This is a genomic window from Campylobacter concisus, from assembly GCF_003048445.1.
GTDB classification, from domain to species: Bacteria; Campylobacterota; Campylobacteria; order Campylobacterales; family Campylobacteraceae; genus Campylobacter_A; species Campylobacter_A concisus_BF.
In genome coordinates, this window is sequence record NZ_PIQW01000001.1 from 156,197 (window position 1) to 175,383 (window position 19,187).

At 35.8% G+C, this 19,187-nt stretch carries 15 protein-coding genes; 11 read left to right on the plus strand and 4 right to left on the minus strand.

Annotated elements, in window-relative coordinates:
- Positions 1–9: 9 nt before the first annotated feature.
- A complete protein-coding gene (locus CVT14_RS00905) occupies positions 10–531 on the minus strand; it encodes a hypothetical protein (protein ID WP_021089439.1) in 522 nt (173 codons plus the stop codon).
- A complete protein-coding gene (gene mqnP, locus CVT14_RS00910) occupies positions 528–1,388 on the minus strand; it encodes a menaquinone biosynthesis prenyltransferase MqnP (protein ID WP_413784371.1) in 861 nt (286 codons plus the stop codon). Before mqnP ends, CVT14_RS00905 begins: the two co-directional genes overlap by 4 nt.
- 102 nt (positions 1,389–1,490) lie before the next feature.
- On the opposite strand from mqnP, the gene CVT14_RS00915 reads away from it, so the two are divergent.
- Positions 1,491–2,705 carry an FAD-dependent oxidoreductase gene (locus tag CVT14_RS00915; RefSeq protein ID WP_107849463.1) on the plus strand — a complete coding sequence of 405 codons (1,215 nt, stop codon included), beginning with the start codon at positions 1,491–1,493 and terminating at the stop codon, positions 2,703–2,705.
- Positions 2,706–2,707: 2 nt separating this feature from the next.
- Positions 2,708–3,583, plus strand: a complete 876-nt coding sequence (gene miaA, locus CVT14_RS00920; protein WP_021089434.1) for a tRNA (adenosine(37)-N6)-dimethylallyltransferase MiaA — start codon at positions 2,708–2,710, stop codon at positions 3,581–3,583.
- Between the two features lie 87 nt (positions 3,584–3,670).
- Here the strand turns inward: miaA and CVT14_RS00925 are convergent, their stop codons facing one another.
- Positions 3,671–4,663 carry an iron-sulfur cluster assembly scaffold protein NifU gene (locus tag CVT14_RS00925; protein ID WP_004318029.1) on the minus strand — a complete coding sequence of 331 codons (993 nt, stop codon included), beginning with the start codon at positions 4,661–4,663 and terminating at the stop codon, positions 3,671–3,673.
- A 16-nt stretch (positions 4,664–4,679) separates the two neighbouring features.
- Complete coding sequence (locus CVT14_RS00930; protein WP_021089468.1) at positions 4,680–5,870, minus strand: NifS family cysteine desulfurase; 1,191 nt, start codon at positions 5,868–5,870, stop codon at positions 4,680–4,682.
- A 316-nt stretch (positions 5,871–6,186) separates the two neighbouring features.
- Between CVT14_RS00930 and CVT14_RS00935 the strand changes: the two genes are divergently transcribed.
- The 9 genes from CVT14_RS00935 (at position 6,187) to tssJ (ending at position 19,186) form a co-directional block, all read left to right on the plus strand.
- Entirely contained in the window at positions 6,187–6,846 is a 660-nt protein-coding gene (locus CVT14_RS00935; protein WP_021089499.1) for a hypothetical protein, read from the plus strand.
- Positions 6,846–7,028: a hypothetical protein gene (locus CVT14_RS00940; RefSeq protein WP_021089474.1), complete on the plus strand. Its 183-nt coding sequence runs from the start codon at positions 6,846–6,848 to the stop codon at positions 7,026–7,028. The genes CVT14_RS00935 and CVT14_RS00940 overlap by 1 nt, the downstream gene beginning before the upstream one ends.
- Before the next feature lie 89 nt (positions 7,029–7,117).
- Complete coding sequence (locus tag CVT14_RS00945) at positions 7,118–7,876, plus strand: hypothetical protein (protein ID WP_021089490.1); 759 nt, start codon at positions 7,118–7,120, stop codon at positions 7,874–7,876.
- Positions 7,876–11,256: a hypothetical protein gene (locus CVT14_RS00950; protein ID WP_021089503.1), complete on the plus strand. Its 3,381-nt coding sequence runs from the start codon at positions 7,876–7,878 to the stop codon at positions 11,254–11,256. The genes CVT14_RS00945 and CVT14_RS00950 overlap by 1 nt, the downstream gene beginning before the upstream one ends.
- 24 nt (positions 11,257–11,280) lie before the next feature.
- Complete coding sequence (locus tag CVT14_RS10700) at positions 11,281–15,024, plus strand: hypothetical protein (RefSeq protein ID WP_199907312.1); 3,744 nt, start codon at positions 11,281–11,283, stop codon at positions 15,022–15,024.
- 3 nt (positions 15,025–15,027) lie between these two features.
- Entirely contained in the window at positions 15,028–16,398 is a 1,371-nt protein-coding gene (locus CVT14_RS00960) for a thioredoxin reductase (RefSeq protein WP_107849464.1), read from the plus strand.
- 18 nt (positions 16,399–16,416) lie between these two features.
- Positions 16,417–17,241: a 3-deoxy-D-arabinoheptulosonate-7-phosphate synthase gene (locus CVT14_RS00965; RefSeq protein ID WP_107849465.1), complete on the plus strand. Its 825-nt coding sequence runs from the start codon at positions 16,417–16,419 to the stop codon at positions 17,239–17,241.
- A gap of 3 nt (positions 17,242–17,244) precedes the next feature.
- Positions 17,245–18,603, plus strand: coding sequence for a thioredoxin reductase (locus tag CVT14_RS00970; protein WP_107849466.1), 1,359 nt, complete (start codon positions 17,245–17,247; stop codon positions 18,601–18,603).
- Positions 18,604–18,718: 115 nt separating this feature from the next.
- Positions 18,719–19,186, plus strand: a complete 468-nt coding sequence (tssJ, locus tag CVT14_RS00975; protein WP_021089458.1) for a type VI secretion system lipoprotein TssJ — start codon at positions 18,719–18,721, stop codon at positions 19,184–19,186.
- Position 19,187 lies beyond the last annotated feature (1 nt).

A 19,187-nucleotide genomic window follows, 5' to 3' on the forward strand; every position in this document is an offset into this window, starting at 1 on the left:
ATTTTTCCTTTACGAATTTGCCCTAAGCTCTCTTATCATCACACGCTCTCTAGCCGTCACGTAAGCGTTCCAGTCGGCCTCGTCCTCTTCGTGCATGTTCTCTATCTTTGCTAGCCTCTCATCCTCCGCCCTTAGATAAAGGCTCAAATTTCTCTTTGGAAAGATAGGCATCGCGATCCTTGCGTAGTAAATTTCATCTTTTTTAAATTTATCTTCGCTTATTTTTATATGCGTAAAGCCGATCTCATCGATATCTGCGCTCTCTTTTAGTGGCAGATACTGCTTGTGTTCATTTTTTATATAATCACTAAGCGCATCGATCTTTCTATGAAGCTCGATAACAAGCGTTAGCAAGACTTGGTCGCTCTCTTTAGTCTCGCCGCGTGATTTGGCTCGCTTTAGCCACGCGCCAAGTGCATCTTCGTCACCTGGCAAGATAGAGTTAAATTCTCTTAAAAATTTCTCATCTCCACTTCTGTCGCACTCATAAACCATGCTAAGAGGCGCTTTAAAAAGCCTTACTTCGCTCATAATACACTGATCCAAACAAAGATGAAAAATAAAATTCCCAAGTAGCCATTTAGCGTGAAAAACGCCCGATCTATCTTGCTAAAGTCGCGCCTTACGATCCTGTGCTCGAAAAATAAGATCACGCCACTTACCACAATGCCAAAAAATGCCATCGCTCCAAGTCCAGCCGCCCAAGCAAAAAGTAGCCAAAGTATAAAAGCTAGAGCGTGAAAAATGGCTGATAAAAACAGTGTCGCCTTGTCGCCATAAATGGCTGGTATGCTAAAGAGCTTGTTTTCTTGGTCAAATTTAATATCTTGAAGCGAGTAGAGCAGGTCAAATCCAGCCACCCAAAATGTCACACCAAGGCAAAGTAGCACGCTCCAAAGCGGTATATCAGCGCTTACTGCGACCACGCCAGCGATAGGAGCAAGTCCAAGACTAAGGCCTAGCACCAAGTGCGCTAGCTCGCTAAATCGCTTAAATAGCGAGTATCCGCCAAGCACGGCAAGGATGGGGAAGCTTAGCCAAAATGCGAGCGAATTTACAAAATAAGCGCAGATGATAAATATAAGCGCGTTTGCTGTGATGAAAAGCTGCATATTGCCCTTGCCGATGCGTCCATCTACGCTTGGACGGCTTGCAGTTCGTGGGTTTAGCTTGTCGATGTCCTCGTCTTGGTATCTGTTAAACGCCATGGCAAAATTTCTAGCGCTGACTGCGCAAAGAGTGCCTAAAATAAGCAGTTTAAAGCCAAACCAAGCTGAGCCATTTTCTATCTTGCTCGCAACTATCATCGCCACAAAGATAAATGGCAGGGCAAAAACCGAGTGCTTAAAAACGATGAGTTCTGCGATATCTTTTAGCTTTTTGATCATATAAATTTCCATATTTTTAAAAAGTGTCTGATTTTACACCATTTTGCTTTAAATCTAAATTTATATTATCATTGCGAGAGTAATTTAAAATGAAGGGTTATGATGAGTAAAATAGCGATTATTGGAGATGGTTTTAGTGCGTTATTTACGGCGCTTGAGCTAGCTAAAAAGGGCGAGGAAATTTTAGTTATTAGTAGCCAAAAAGATGAGTTTGAAAGCGGAATTTTAACCCCATTTAACACCCCAGCGCTTGCAAGAGATGGAGCGATATCTAGCTCGTTTTTGGGGCTGGTTAGCAAAAAAAGCGAGCTAGATATAGCGCTTTGCTTAAATGAAAACTTTAGAGCATGGATGGCAAATTTCACGCTTAAATCAACAAAGGCTCACGACAAAAAGATGAGAGTTTTGTTTAAAAAATTTGGACAAAAGAGCTTTGAAATTTTAAGAGAGCTAAACGAAAAATATCCGCAGGTAAATTTTGATGAGAGCGGCGTTTATCTCATCTTTAGCGAGGATGAGAGCTTTAAAAAGAGGCTTGATGAGACAAGGGTCGCTGATAGCGAGCAAGAAATTTTAAGCGTGGATAGTGAGCTAGCAAATTTTGGTCTAATAAATAAAAACATAAAAGGGGCGCTAAATTTAAGCAAAAACGCAAGCATCGACACAGCTGAGCTAAAAAAGGCGCTTATTAGCGAGCTAAACGAGCTTGGAGTGCAGTTTATAAACGATGAAATTTATGAGCTAAAAACGCAGGGGCAAGCCGTGCAAAAGGCTGTTGGCAGGACTGGCGAGTACGAGGCTGATAGTTTTGTTGTGGCTAGTAGAAATTTGGAGCTTTCAAGCAAGTTTGGGACAAATTTAAGTGCCATTTTGGCTAAATTTTACACGATCGATCTTGTGCTAAGTGAGGGTCAGATCCCTAAAAAACCGATAATTTTAAATGATATGTTTGCCAAAATTTATCCAACCAAAAATGGCGTCACTATCATCACAAATTTACAAGTGGGCGCGATCGATACGCTCGTTAAAACAGAGAAGATCAACGCATTTTTAAACGAGCTAAAAAGACACCTTGGCATAAGCGAGCTAAAAGAGCCTAGTTTTAGAGCAAATTTCGTGCTTCTTAGCTCAAACGACAAACCAGCGATCGGACGCGACGAGACATATGAGAATTTACTCTATAACCAAGCGTACGGGCTAAACGAACTAAGCTTTGCACCGCACTTTGCAGGCGTTTTGGCTGATCTTTTAAAAGAGGGCAAAAGTAACGAGCAAAGTGATGAAATTTTGCTATTTAGCTCACTTTATGAGGGCTAAGTTTGTTTGGCGAGCTAGCACTAATTGGTACCACAGCAAGCGGCAAGAGCGACCTAGCCTTTGAGCTAGCAAAGGAATTTGGCGGCGTCATTTTAAGCCTTGACTCGCTTGCGCTTTATAAAGAGATAGATATCGCCAGCGCAAAGCCAAAGCCCTGGCAGCTAGCAGCTGTGAGGCACTTTGGGGTGGATGAAATTTATCCTGATGAGGATTTTAGCGTTGGGGCATTTTTTGAAATTTACAAAAATGCAAAGGAATTTGCGCACTCACAAGGCTGCCCGCTCATCATCACAGGAGGCAGTGGCTTTTATCTAAAGGCGATGCTTAGCGGTCTTGCGCCAGACGTGCCAAAATGCGAGCTAAATTTAAGCAACGAAGAAATTTACGAGCTAGCTTTACAAAACGACCCTGAGTTTGCAAGTAAATTTAGCCAAAACGACTCTTACCGCCTCGAAAAATGGTATCAAATTTATAAATTTAGCGGCAAAATCCCAAGCATCTGGCTAAAGCAAAATACCAAAGAGAGCGTCATAAAAGAGCTTGCGATATTTGAAATTTTGTGGGATAAAGAGGAGCTTAGAGCTCGCATCGCAAAGCGGACGAAAAATATGCTAGATGAGGGCTTGATAGATGAGGCGAAGTTTTTATTTGACAAGTATAAAAGCGAGCCAAAGCCACTAAAATCGATAGGTCTAAAAGAGTGCAAGCAGTTTTTGGAGGGTGAAATTTCAAAAAGTGAGCTAGAAACGCTTATCGCCACGCACACAGCCCAGCTTGCTAAGCGTCAGAGAACCTTTAACCGCTCGCAGTTTGAGAAGAAATTTGTGGGCGATTTGGCGCAGACTAGAAGTGAAATTTTGAAATTTTTAAAAGGCTAAATTTGAGCTTGGTTAAATTCAGATTGTCTAGGTGGTAAATTTAATTTAGTAGAGGCGAACAGCTCCAAAAGAAGCCGTTCGATAAATTTATATAGGCATGACCCTGATTTTTGGGCTTAGGCTCTCTTGTAAGACATTTTCTATCGCATAAAGCGTGCCGGTCGAGCCACTTGAACAGCCTGAGCAAGCGCCAAGATAGCGGATATAAACGTCGATATTTTCGCCATTATCGTTTCTGATGTCTATGATCTCTAAATTTCCGCCATCCATCATAAGCATCGGGCGGATCTCTTTATCGATGATCGACTCGATCGCTTTTAGCTGGCCAACCATCGTCATGCTCTCAAAGCTAACGTCGCTAAGCGTGTTGTTTGCTTGAGCATTTGCCTGAGCTTCTAGCCTCTCTTGCTCCATCTCAGCCCTAGTATCGCGTAAGATATCAACAAGGTAGTAGTCCTTTTTCTCGTGTCCGCCAGGTCTAACGCATGATTTACAAAATGCGCCTGCTTTGGTGTATTGTGTGATCTCCTCAACCGTATGAAGGTCGTTTAGTCTTATCACCTCTTTGATCGTGCCAAGGCTCACTCTAGCGCACTCACAAACGATGATCTCATCTTCAAAGTGCTCTGGGTCTATGCCCTTGTAGCTTGCAGCAGCTGCCTTGATGACGTCGTATGCCATAACCGAGCAGTGCATCTTTTGAGGTGGCACAGCTGGGGTGTCTGGGTTGTCACGCATAGCTCTTTCGACATCTAAATTTGTTATCTTGACTGCTTCATCGACTGTTTTGCCGATGCAAAGCTCAGCCATCGTATCAGAGCTAGCTATAGCCGTACCACAGCCAAAGCTTTTAAATTTAGCGTCTATTATCTTGTCTGTTTTCTCATCAACGAGCCAGTAGAGCCTGACCGCATCGCCGCAGCTCTCTGCGCCAAAGTCAGCGATGATAAGTTTTGCGTTTGCTTTTTTGGCGTCCTCTTCGGTTAGTTCGCCCATGAATTTAGGATTATTCATCCTATCTTGCACTACCTTTGAGTATTCATCCCAGATAGAGCCGCCGATTAAGTTATTTTTTGCCATGTTTTTCCTTTAAATTTTATAATCCACTCTTATGCCACTCTGGGGCGTATGCAAATGTGCTTGATATGCCTCTTAGCCTATTTACGGCCTTTGTTATCTGCTCGATCGCATAGTCGATCTCTTCTTCTGTGTTAAACCTAGAAAGTGAGAGTCTAAGTGCGGTGTGAGCTAGCTCTTTGTCAGCTCCGATCGCCTCCATGATAGGATTGCTCTCTAGCGTCTCGCTCGCACAGGCTGAGCCAGTAGAGGCCGCTATGCCAGCTCTGTTTAGGTCCCAAAGCATAGCCTCGCCCTCGACGCCTTTGATAGATGCCAGGATGGTGTTTGGCACGCGCTGCTCTTTTTTGCCAACGACGCTAACGTCAGGAATTTGTAGTAGCGCGTCTTCAAGTTTGTCACGCAAACGACGAACGTGCGAATGCTCGTAATCCATAAATTTATTTGCTAGTTCAAGCGCCTTGCCCATGCCAACGATGCCTGGTACATCAAGCGTACCGCTTCTGCGTCCGCCCATGTGCTCGCCGCCGTGAAGCAAACTGCTTAGTGGCATACTATTTTTTATAAATAACGCTCCAACGCCCTTTGGTCCGTGAAATTTATGTGCTGAAAAGCTTAGAAAATCAACGTCTAAGTCTTGAACGTCTATCTTTATCTTGCCGACTGCTTGCACGGCGTCAGTGTGAAATAATGCGCCGTATTCGTGGGCAACTTTGGCAAGCTCTTTTATAGGAAAGATCATGCCAGTTTCGTTGTTTGCGCTCATTATGGCGACAAGTGCGACGTTTTCGTCCATGACGGCTCTTAGCTGCTCTGGAGTGACGATACCATCGCTATTTACGTCTAAAACCGTAAGATCCACGCCATGCTTTTCTAGAAATTTACAAGTTGCTAAAATAGCTGGGTGCTCGACTGCGGTGGTGACGATGCGTTTTTTCTCGCCAGTTGCTATTTTGTCAAAGTAGATGCCTTTTATGACCCAGTTGTTGCTCTCGGTTGCGCATGAGGTAACGACGATGTCATCGCTATCTTTTGCATTTAGTCCGGCGTAGAGCTGATCAAGCGCTGTTCTTAGCGCTGGGTGGGTTTCTGAGCCAAATTTGTGAAGTGAGTTTGGATTGCCGTATTTTTCGCAAAAAAACGGCTTCATAAGTTCAAAAGCTTCTGGATCAACCATCGTTGTGGCGTTATTGTCTAAATATACTCTCAAATTTAAAACCTTAATTCGGATAAAAAATATCCCTTTTATTTTTGATGGGATATTATAACAAAAAAGTTAAAAGCAAGTTTAAAAAAATGCTTTAGTTTTTTCAATATTTGGCTCATTTTGATAGTAAAAAATATTGAAATTCTTTATCAATATTTGGCAGATACGCCATTTGCGAAATTTCGCCTAAAAGAGCCTATTTTACTCTTAATATTAATTCTTTTTCTTAAGGATTAAAATTTAAAAGCGAGGTAATTAATCGTAACGTAAATATTACGACAATAAAATAAGCAAAATAAAATTTCTAAAAGGATATAGGATGAAATTTGTTGCAATTATACTTATACTACTAACAAGCATATTTTTAATAGCTTGCTCTGCAAATCAAGCAAGCAATAATATAAGTAACTCTGAACTAGAGAATTTAGCTAGTAAATATGGTGGAGTTTATGTGTTTAATCAAAAATTTGTTGAAGAGATAGAGAAAAGAGAAGCGGAGAGAAAAGAGCTAAGCAAATCGCTTGGAGATAAGATAAGATCAAATCCTAGAAAAATAAAGCAAGGGGATAAGATTATAATAGTATATAATACAGACACAACCCTCATTGATAAACAGTTGCCACGAACTCTATCTAACGGCAAACGATACTACACTCTTTGGACAACCTACGAAAACGAAACTGGCAAGAAAGTTAAAATTTCAAAAGAATTTACGGATAAGATTAAAAATTTTATAGGGCTAGAAAATTACAAAAATGCTGGTGCTAGCATTGATATGAGTTATTTTTATATAGACAAAGACAATATAGCAATACCCATTAGGCTAACTCTAAATTTTTACAACGTTTCAAAAAGCTATGGATTGTATGGAGATGAAGGAAGAGGTATTTCTTTTTCTAAAGAAAGACTTATAAATATAGCAGGAGATAATGTATTTTACTTTGATAGCTCTAAAAACACTTTCGTTAAGGAAAAATAGTGGAAAATAGCAATAACAACCCTAAAAATAAATCTGTAAAACAAATAATCTCTGATATAAAAGATCATGCTGATATGGTTGACGCCTCTTACTCATTTTATGAATTTATAGACAAAAATGAAAAATGTAGCAAGTCAGATGAATTTTATAACTATAAAATACTTAAAAAGCCTAAATTTTAACAATCTACAAATAAAGCATAATAAATTAATAATATTATAAATATAATGACAATAAAATAAGCAAAATAAAATTTCTAAAAGGATATAGGATGAAATTTATAGGCATTATACTTCTACTACTAACAAGCATATTTTTAATAGCTTGCTCTGCAAATCAAGCAAGCAACAAGATAAGTAACTCTGAACTAGAGAATTTAGCTAGTAAATATGGTGGGGTTTATATATTTAATCAAAAATTTGTTGAGGAGATAGAGAAAAGGGAAAAAGAAATAAAACTATCAGAAACAAATATGAAAGCAAATAAAGACAACTATAGAAATGAGCTTAATAAGGAATTTAAAAATACAAATTCTTTGTTATATAAACAATGGCAGCTTAAAAAAGATGAATATGCAAAAATGGTCTATAAAAAATATGGTATGAAGGATGATTATTTTACAGCCAAAGGAATTTTTATAGAAGATATGGTTAGAGAGAAATTTCGTAGTTTAGATAGAGTTCTATCTAACGGCAAGCGATACTATACGCGCTGGACAACCTACGAAAATGAAACTGGCAAAAAAGCTAAAATTTCAAAAGAATTTGCAGATAAGATCAAGGGTTTTATAGGGCTTGAAAACTATAACAAATTTAAACCACACATGCTTTTATCAGAATTTTATATAAGTAATGACGAAATAATACCTATATCAATATCACTATATTATGATGTTGTTAAAAAAAGCTATGGAATATATGGTGATGAAGGAGCTGGTATTAGTTTTAGCAAAAAATACATAGTTGATATAGGTGGAAATAATGTATTTTACTTTGATAGCTCTAAAAACACTTTCGTTAAGGAAAAATAGTGGAAAATAGCAATAATAACCCTAAAAATAAATCTGTAAAACAAATAATCTCTGATATAAAAGATCATGCTGATATGGCTGATGCTTCTTACTCATTTTATGAATTTATAGATAAAAATGAAAAATGGAGTAAGTCAGATGAATTTTATAACTATAAAATACTTAAAAAGCCTAATCCTAGGTGGGTCTATGCTGATAATATAAAACAAGGTTTTATTAACCCAGAAACAGAATCAATGACAGCCTATGCTCTTTGTGTAGAAGCTAGGTTTATGAAGGATAAAGAGATAAAAAAACCACTTCAAGAAGGTGAAGCTGAGCCGGAAAAGGTAAAAATAGATAACAATATAAAGAATTTTATATATATAGATCATAAGACCAACGAGCAGGAGCTGTTTTATAAACCAACCTCCCTATCTCACCGCACAAAAACATTTGTAAATAGATATGAGCTGATATCTCATCAGCAAAATACCGCAATATCTGGCTTTTCTTACACGATATTTAAGGATACAGAGCCTACTATGAGTAGCGACAAGCCAAGATATATCATAGCATTTAGGGGCACGGAGGTTGGCGGTGCTGAGCTCTTAAAAGACTTGGTGCTTACTGACGTGTTTATAGCTGCATTTGCTGGACTACCTCAGATCATATCGCTCTTTACGATGATAGGCGATATAAAAAAGGCTATCAGAGAGGATAGTGGTAGTGACGAGAAAACGCCTAACTTTAACGTAAGTATATGTGGTCACAGCCTTGGTGGACATCTATCTCAGGTATGTTGCTTGTTTTACAAGAGTTTAAATGTAGATGAGCTTTATACATATAATGCCCCTGGTATAGGTGGTCTTGCTATCAGTGCTTTGCATTTTGTATTTAGGGTGGTTAGGCTGATAGTTAAGCTGATCAAATTTTGCGTACATAAGCTGCTTGATCTTTTTGGATTTACCAGAAAGGTCATAGACAAATGTGTAGATAAGATATATAACGGCTCAAAAAGTACTGATACTCTAATAAGCGAGTGCAAAGAGCACAAAGACGAGCTAGACCCTAACTTGCTAGAGGAGAGTGCTGCTAGTTGCAAAACTATATACAAAGACCGCATACCATTTGAGATACATCACTGCGAGACTATAAAAAATACTGTGACTTGCGAGGAATTTGACATAGGCAATGACTTTAATAGAGCCATAGAGCCTACTGTGTCGGTGATAGCTGATCTAGGCTATAAACTAGGGCTTACCCCAAATGATAGGATAAACTACAAAAATACGCCTAGGCTTCATCTGCTTCATATAGGCCAACTCGACGGCAATTACTATAAAAACTCACACTATATGACTAGTATAATATATGCCATATATCTATATGACTACCTTTTAAAAGAATATAAAAATTCTAAGAAAAAGGCGCTAAGTGAGGACATATCCTATGCGCTAACGTATCTTGATAAGCTATCTGCCATACTAGTAGACAACATAGAGGGCAATAAATACAAGCTCAGCGATAAAAACGAAAATATAAAAGATGGTAATCAAAACTATATAAGTATCATTTTGGGAGAGCTTTATCACATACTAGAGAGCCTTGGAGATGAGGAGTATCAAGAGATAATAGACAAATACTCTGCCGAAAGTGAAAATAAGCTAAGTAAAGTAACCTTGGTGGATATGCTGATGGATCTGGCAGATAAGCAAATTTATGCAAGGATAATAGACAAAAACGATATGGACGATAGTTCAAATATACCTTTAAATCAGATAAGATCGCTGCAAAAGATGTATCCACTGGAATTTATACATAATGAAAATGAGCTAATAAAAGATAAAACTGATATCACAAAAGCCTACACCTACGGCTCAAATCTTACAAAGTGCTATTTGCCAAAAGAGAAAGAGAAAGATAGCTTGTTTATAAAGGCCAAAAAGGCTCAGTTTAAAAATGCTATGTTTAGCGATAACTTTACTAGCATTTATATAAGAGACAATGGGGCTAAAGAGAAATTTAGCCTAGATAGATCAAGCTCTACGGCGTTTGCTGACACTGAGAATAAGCAGCTTTATATATTTTTAAACGATAAGGATGTCGTGGACTGCGATGAAATTTATAATAAGATAGAAGATAGGCTAAATATAGAGGATATTAGGTCTTATACGCCAAACGTCTTTTTAAACTCTATGCCATTAAACACCGCCACAGAGCAATCGGACTATCCACTATACTTTAAAAAAGAAGAGGATGGGGAAGAGTCAAATTCTAATGCTCTAAGCTTCTCTCATCAGCCAAGAGATGAGGAAAAAGACAAAGGAAGACTAAGTGTTAGCTATAAAAACTCACAGGCTAGCATACTAAACTACTCTTTACTAAACAAGAGCCTAAACATAGATCTAAAACCAACAAACAAAGAGACCAAAGAGTCGCTTGAGAAGGCAAATAAGAGGCTAAATTTAGAAAAGAAAAGTAGCACGGTAAGTGCTGGCGGCACTGCCTTTGCTAATCCAATAATAGAAGATGACGTGGTAGTTTGCCCACATGGTGGCCATGTGATATTAAAAAGTAGAGCAGGCAAAAGCATAAGATCGGACGATCAAGGTGTGATACTTGATGTTGATTTTATCAACTCACCCATAGTTGGCTGCTCAGCTAAAAACCCTTGCACAAAGGTGGCATACGTGCCAAGAGCGGCTCTTAGTCTAAAAAGTATGAATAACCACTATGCTGTTATGCAAGACCTAGTGCCAGCGTGCCTAAGCAACACCAGCTCACCGCTAAGGTGCATAAAAAAAGAAAATAGGATAAAGCTAGCTCATAGCATAGGTAGTCCAACATCTGAAAACGATAATGCAGCGGTGCTAAATCCAAATTTAAATAAGCCAGTGATAAGACTTCATGTGAAGGCTTTTGCTTCTCAGAGTGATAATCTTTTAGTGGCTACGTACTATCTATTTGATAAAAAATTTGAAGATAAAAATGGTTTTAGTAAGATCAAGCTTAACTTAGATGAGGGAAGAGACGTAGAGGATAAGAATTTAAAAGCTCTATTGGCGGATAATTATGACGATAAGCGTTATGATATAAAAGAATTTAAACTAAGATACGGGGCGGATAAGCTAAATTTGGTATTTGTTGCTCCAAAGAATTTTAGCGCACTTGATAAAGAGAACTATAAAAAAGCAAATAGTCCTGAAAGTGGTGTGGGATTTTATGCTAGTTTAGACGAGTTTAACAGCTCTAGCACAGATAAAAACAAGCAAACTTATACAAATGTATTTTTAACTCCAACTGGCGCTAAAAGTATAGAGCTTGAGATAGCTAAAGGGCTAGATAGTGGATATGAAAACGACATAAACACAACTAGCTTTACAATGCTTGTTAGTTGATAAATTTAAAGAGAAGGATCGTTCTTGAGATTAGATAATACGAAAATTATTAGAAGCATAGAGGAATTGCTTTTCGAGTTTGGTGTTAATGGTGAGACATACAAAAATATAACCTTTTATTGTCGTGATTTAAATCATTTCTATAATACAAATATACTAAACGGAGATGCCTTATATAATAAGATATTTACTAAGCTATATGATCAAAAAAAAGCGGGCAAAAACGTTAGCATAAAGACTTATAAGTACTTTGATAAGCTTAGTTTATTTAAAAATGAGCGTGGTTTTGAAAGAACTGATGAAATAAAAGTCGCAAACAGTAGTATAAATTTAGAGGTGCTTAGTCAAGAAAAGGATATTATAGAAGAATTTACTAAAGAGTTAGCAAACCTAGCGAATTCATTTAGGGATAAAGATGATAAGGTTAAAAATTTCGAAGAAGCATCTAGTGAGCTAGTGAGCAACTATAAAAAATTAGATCAACAAATTAACTCATTGTTGGACAAGCTACAAAACGCACTAATAGAAAAAGTCATCATAATACTAAACCATGAAAATTTTGATAAGGGAAAAGAGAGCATAGAGGCAATCAAGAGCGGATTTACAGAAATCAAAGAAAATCTTGAAAAGGCTTCAAAGGATGGCAAGCTTTACATAGCAAAAGAGATATTTAAATTTCTTTTTAGCCTTATTGATATAACTGATTTAAGGTCTACCTTTAAACCACTAACACTACTGCTTGCCGTGCCAGATGCTCTTTCTGCTATAAAAAATGTAAGTGAATTTCTTCAAAAAAGAGGATTTTATGCTTTTTCTGGTCCGGTTATGAGTTTGCTAGCTACTAAGTTTGGCTTTACACTAGGGCTATTAAATACAGTATCGTTTAATAATATCTTAGTTTTTACAAACGACGATCAAAAGCGTGGAGCATTTATAGACTTTTCAGGGTTTGATATAACAGCGACTAAGACAAAAAGTAACTATGACGAGTACATTGGAATTTGTTCTGATTTTTCATTAGAAGGCGATGAAAAAAGTCTATTTGATGCAAGGATAAGCAAATATGAAAATATAGATAAAAAGAATAATATATCAATATGTAAAAATGATAAGGATAATACTGAAGAGAGCTTACTTAAAAGGATAGAAGAGTGTGTGATCGCAAATAGAGCAAATTTTGTCTATATGCAATATCCATTTTTTAACTCTTTAAAATTTGCAAATCTTTTAAGAGACAAATCCTTAACCACAAAAGACAACACTCATAATACAAATAATAGTAGCGGTATCTCTAAAAACTATCTTGTTATTTCAAATGCCCCAATAAGAGAAAATGCAAAGCTAAACGAACACCTTTTACAAAACGTATTAAACTATAAGATAGTAGATAGTCTAAATAGAGCAGATGATAAGAAGATAACCGATCCTAAACAACTAAAAGGCATAAAAGACTATAGTCAGTACTCTATACAAATAGACGCCAAAAACGATGAAGATCTATATCTGTTAAGCTTAAGTCCATTTACAAGGGTTAGCAAAGAGAAGATCGAGAAATTTAAAAACAATATTTCAAAGAATTCCATATTTGACACACCAATGGGTAAAGAATTTTTTGGAAACACAGATAGATTCTTTGAATTTACACAAGCTACCGACTATTTAAGTCATATAGATAAGCACTTTAAAAACGCTAAAGATATGGAAGAGATAATCAAAAATGAGAAAGAATTTTTAAAGGCAAATATAGAGGAATTCAAAACCTTCTTTTTAAATTTGAATTCAAATACGGAACGAGATCGCATTGTTTATGCTCTGGGTAAACCAACCTCAATACCAATCGATGATAGAGGTATGATGCAACTACTAGCAGAGGAGTCTAATGATGCAATTAAGATAGAAACAGAATACTATTATCCAGCTACAAAAGTATTTTTATTAACGATGGGATATTTTATATTAAGACAAATATTTGATAATTCCATAATTAAACCAGAGCCTTATCTTGAGGGTGAAGCCATAAATTTATACGGCGAAACGCTTCTAGTTTTATCTAAAAATACCTATTATCTAAAAGAAGATAGAACAAAAGTTCCTATATATTTCTTTAAAAAAGAAAAAGAGGCAAAAGCTAGAGAAAAGGATACAATCTGTATAGAAGAGATAGTGGAAACAATAGAAAAAAGTCATGTGGCGGATGATGATCATATATTGGATGATGATACATATAGTGAGTTAAAAAAGATACTTGAGGAGCCAACAGCCATAGACACACATGATATTAGTAATGAGGAATTTGCAATTGAATTCAAAAAAGAATTTTCTTTAAGTGACGAAGAATATAAAGATCTTAAAGAGACACTTGGTAATCCTAATAATATAGATACGAGCAGTATAGAGGATGAAAAATTTAAAAGATATATAAAACAGATAAATGATGATGAGTATAAGGATATGATAGATTTTTCATTAAAGTCTATAATGAACGATATATTATCCGATATATTTCCATTTTATGGATTTATGATAGATAAATGCGGTGAAACTGTATGGAAAAGTGTTATAAGGACAATGTTTTACGTAGGGAAAGACGCTACTCCTCTTAATGTCGTTAAAGGTATATTTATGGCAACGGGTGGAGAGCTTAGATTGGCCACACTAATAAAAGAAAAACCTTATTTGATATTCATCGGCAAAAATGATAAAAAAAATCTAAAACTTCATGAAAGTCGCGAATTTTTTAAGATGCAAAAGCTAAAAAGCAATGACTACCTTTTTTCTTACTTTGGACAAAAAGCAGAAGACAAAGCTCAACGTCTAAATCAAGAAAAATTAGCACAAGAGTATAAAGGCACCACAAGAAAACTTATAACTTTAAGGATAGGTATAGAATTTGCAAAAAATGCAGGAAAAGCAGTAATATCCAATCTCGCAAAAGCTGGCTTTAATTTTTTTCTAGATAGTGCTTATACTTCATCTTATGAACAACAAAAAAGATCTTATGAACTAATACTTCATAAGTATTTCACAAATAAATTTAATGACGCTTATGCTGTTAAGAATATATCTTATGAACCTTATTCAAATGAAACAAGTGAATATACCTACTATCCTATAGAGATATACTCATCTTTTATAAATATAGATCTAAAAAGAACTATCATAGGAGGAAGACTATCTAGTGGAGGACTAGACTACCATAACTTCTTCTACTATGATATAAACACTACTACAAACAAACTAGACTCTAACCTATCTAAAGATATAAGTCTAGATACTATGATATCTTATCTATGTCTAGATGAACTAAGAACAGATAATAAAACTGATGAAGAGTTCTTTAATAACCTTAACAAAAGAAACAAAAAACTAGCATATTCACCAAAAGAGCTTATGCTACAAGGAGTTAAAACATTGCTAACAATAAGTCCATCAAACTCAATAGATATAAAACAAAGAGGTGAAATTTATGAGATGTATAAAGCAAATAAAAGCACCTCAAAACAAGCCCTACCAATAGACAAATACAACGAAGCTATGGAGATACTAGAAGACTTTAAAAATGGAAATTTAAACACCTTTGGCTCAGAAGTAGATAATAAATCAAGAAGACTACTAAAAGCACTAGATGTTATAGGAAACAACAATGTCAAGGGTATGTATGTGGGGTGTAAAAAAGCAAACGCCGATAGTGATCGTACAATCCCTCCTCGCCTAATCGGTCGTCTAGCCACCACCATAGTTATGGAAGATGGTCTATATATAGGATAAGAGATGAAGAAGATTGTATTTATAACTTTAGCTATCTTAGCAGTCGCAGTAGTAGCAGTAATAAGTAAAGGAAAATTACAAGATAAAGGAAATTTAATGGATAACACTAATACATATACGGTTATAGCGCCCAATGAAAAGGAAGTCTGGCTTGATAAAAATACAAATCTAATAGTACCAAAGCCAGATAGTAAAATAGATGTTAAAGACAGAATTGCAAACAAAGAGGCCTCCGAATTAGTTATTCAAGCCCGCTCCATCCTAGACTCATCTTTATATAAAAACTATAAGCCCCTATACTATAACCCTAAACCAAATTCTCTAGGTCAGACAGACTATTTAGCATTTAAACCATGGCTAGACATTAGCTATAAACCAAGCTCTACTAAACTATCACCTTGGACTAAATCAGAAAAAGCCTACTATGAAAGTCTAAAAGATAAGAGAGATAGATATATCTATCTAGTAAAAAGAAGCAATCTAAAATGCACTATGATAGATATACCAGATGATGCCATAGGTAGAGTAGATAGCAATGGCAAACTAACAAAGCCAGAGTATGCTGAAATTTATGATGAAGTAGATAGAAATAAAAATACACTTAAATCAGAACTCTTTATAGGAGAGTGGGGAATTTGTGCTGGAGTATTAGGAGATAGTGAATCACTAGGTAATGGAAATGAAGGTGGATTTAAAGCAAGAGAATTTCAAGCAGTATTTCTAGCAGCCCAACTAGGAGTAGTGGAAGCACTACATGTACTAGCAGATTGCTTTAAATACTATACATATACAGTTGGAGTAAATAAAAATTTAGATACCTACGAAAAAATTATTAAACTATATAAAAATCCCCCACTAGATGAATATGGAATGATACCTTATCTTGATGAGATAGTGGGAAGCTATTTTGTGATGGATTTTAATAGGGGCGGGGTTGTTAACAATCCAGACGGCTCAATCCATAGGCATTTAAGAAAATTGGTAGAAGATGAAGGTAAACTACTAGACCCTAGAGACCTAGATGCAAACGAGACTACAAGGGAAGAATTTGTAAAATATTCAAAAAAAGTATTAGAAGATTATAAGGAAAAGTTTGACGAAGTTGGCTATCCAAACACATGGGACGATCACGATTTAAGTCTCTACATCGACTCCACCCTCCTAGAAGCTAAAATAATGTCCCTAACCCCACCAGAGGGATATCCTAATGCACCATACTACAACACACCAGAAGAGCTAACAAGACTATATGAGGCTGGTAAATTAGATAAAAAGCTAAACCCTTTAACACCAGTGATGTATAGAGATAGCTTCCCAGAAGATCTTAGGCAAAAGATATTAAGCTATGCTAAAGAGCATAATATAAAGGATTAGAAAATAAGCTTAATATATATGGCTCCAAACGGAGCCACCTACGAACAACAAAAAAGATCTTATGAACTAATACTTCATAAGTATTTCACAAATAAATTTAATGATACTTATGCTGTTAAGAATATATCTTATGAACCAAATTCAAATAAAACAAGTGAATATACCTACTACCCTATAGAGATATACTCATCTTTTATAAATATAGACCTAAAAAGAACTATCATAGGAGGAAGACTATCTAGTGGAGGACTAGACTATCATAACTTCTTCTACTATGATATAAACACCACTACAAACAAACTAGACTCTAATCTATCTAAAGATATAAGCCTAGATACTATGATATCTTATCTATGTCTGGATGAACTAAGAACAGATAATAAAACTGATGAAGAGTTCTTTAATAACCTAAACAAAAGAAACAAAAAGCTAGCATATTCACCAAAAGAGCTTATGCTACAAGGAGTTAAAACATTGCTTACAATAAGTCCATCAAATCCAATAGGCATAAAACAAAGAGAGGGAATTTATGATATGTATAAGACAAGTAAAGGCACCTCAAAACAAGCCCTGCCAATAGACAAATACAACGAAGCTATGGAGATACTAGAAGACTTTAAAAATGGAAATTTAAACACCTTTGGATCAGAAGTAGATAATAAATCAAGAAGACTACTAAAAGCACTAGATGTTATAGGAAACAATAATGTAAAGGGTATGTATGTGGGGTGTAAGGAGAGCTGGAAAGAAAAAGAAAATTTAGAAGAAAAAAATATCCCTCCTCGCCTAATAGGTCGTCTAGCCACTACCATAGTAATGGAAGATGGTCTATATATAGGATAAGATATGAAGAAGATAATATTTATCATCATAGCTCTTTTAGCAGCAGGAACACTATTAATAATAAACAAAGGAAATTTAATGAGTAAAGAAAATTTAATGGATAATACTAATACATATACGGTTATAGCTCCAAATGGAATGGAAATACCATTTGATAAAAAGACAAATTTGATAATTGCTGAAAAAAATCCAAATATGCAGCTAGCTCCAGACCTTGCAGCCAAACTAGTCCTAGACTCCCGCTCCATCCTAGACTCATCTCCATATAAAAACTATAAACCCCTATACTATAACCCTAAACCAAATTCTCTAGGTCAAACAGACTATCTATCATTTAAACCATGGCTAGATATTAGCTATAAACCAAGCTCTACTAAAATATCACCTTGGACTAAATCAGAAAAAGCCTACTATGAAAGCTTAAAAGATAAAAGAGATAGATATATCTATCTAGTAAAAAGAAGTAATCTAAAATGCACTATGATAGATATACCAGAAGATGCCATAGGCAGAGTAGATAGTAGTGGCAAACTAACTAAACCAGAATATGCTGAAATTTATGATGAAGTGGATAGAAATAAAAATACACTAAAATCAGAACTCTTTATAGGAGAGTGGGGAATCTGTGCTGGAGTATTAGGAGATAGTGAATCGCTAGGTAATGGAAATGAAGGTGGATTTAAAGCAAGAGAATTTCAAGCAGTATTTCTAGCAGCCCAACTTGGAGTAGTAGAAGCGCTACATGTACTAGCAGATTGCTTTAAATACTATACATATACAGTTGGAGTAAATAAAAATTTAGATACCTACGAAAAAATTCTTAAACTATATAAAAATCCCCCACTAGATGAATATGGCATGATACCTTATCTTGATGAGATAGTAGGTAGCTATTTCGTGATGGATTTTAATAGGGGTGGGGTCATTAATAATGCAGATGGCTCTTTTCATAAGCGTTTGAGGAAACTTGTAGAAGACGAAGGAAAACTACTAGACCCTAGAGACCTTGACGCAAACGAGACTACAAGAGAAGAATTTGTAAATTATATTAAAAGCCATATGAGTGAATTTCAAGAAGAATATGGGAAAGGTGCTTTTCCTAATAGATGGAGCGAAAAAGATCTTTCTCTTTATATTGATTCTGCTCTCCTAGAAGCAAAAATAATGTCCCTAACTCCACCAGAGGGATATCCAAATGCACCATACTACAACACACCAGAAGAGCTAACAAGACTATACGAGGCTGGTAAATTAGATAAAAAACTAAACCCTCTAACACCAGTGATGTATAGAGATAGCTTCCCAGAAGATCTTAGGCAAAAGATCCTGAGCCATGCTAAAGAGCATAATATAAAGGATTGATTAACGCTCATTAAAGTTTTATTTAAGAACATTGATTTTAAAATAAGTTTCTTCTAAAATAACTTTAGATAGAATTACATAAAAATAATATTATTAACGTGAGGTAAAGGAAACCATGAAGAAAACGTTTAAATTTCTTTGTTCTTTAATTTTTATGCTATTTATCGCAGGATGTGCAAAAGATCTGATAATAAGCAACACTCCAAATTCAAACTTAAACTACCACGGTGACAACGTACCGGTCACTATCATCGCTTATAAGCTAAGAGATGTGGCAAAATTTCAGCAAGCTAGCATAGTTGATCTAGCTGAGAAAAATGGCGACATACTTGGTCAAGACAAGATAGACTCGATAAAAACGCAAATTCAGCCAAATACAAACAGATACGCTTTTACAAATGTCGATCCAGACGAAGTGCCATACGTAGGCATTTTGGTGCTTTATGCTGATCAAAGCAAGACAAATATCAAAGCTTACAAATCAACAAAAGAAGCAAAAGAGAAAAATATAGTTTTTGAGATAACTAAAAATGGCGTAAATACCATAGACGCTAGCAGCTCTAAGATCCAAGCAAGCAAATAAA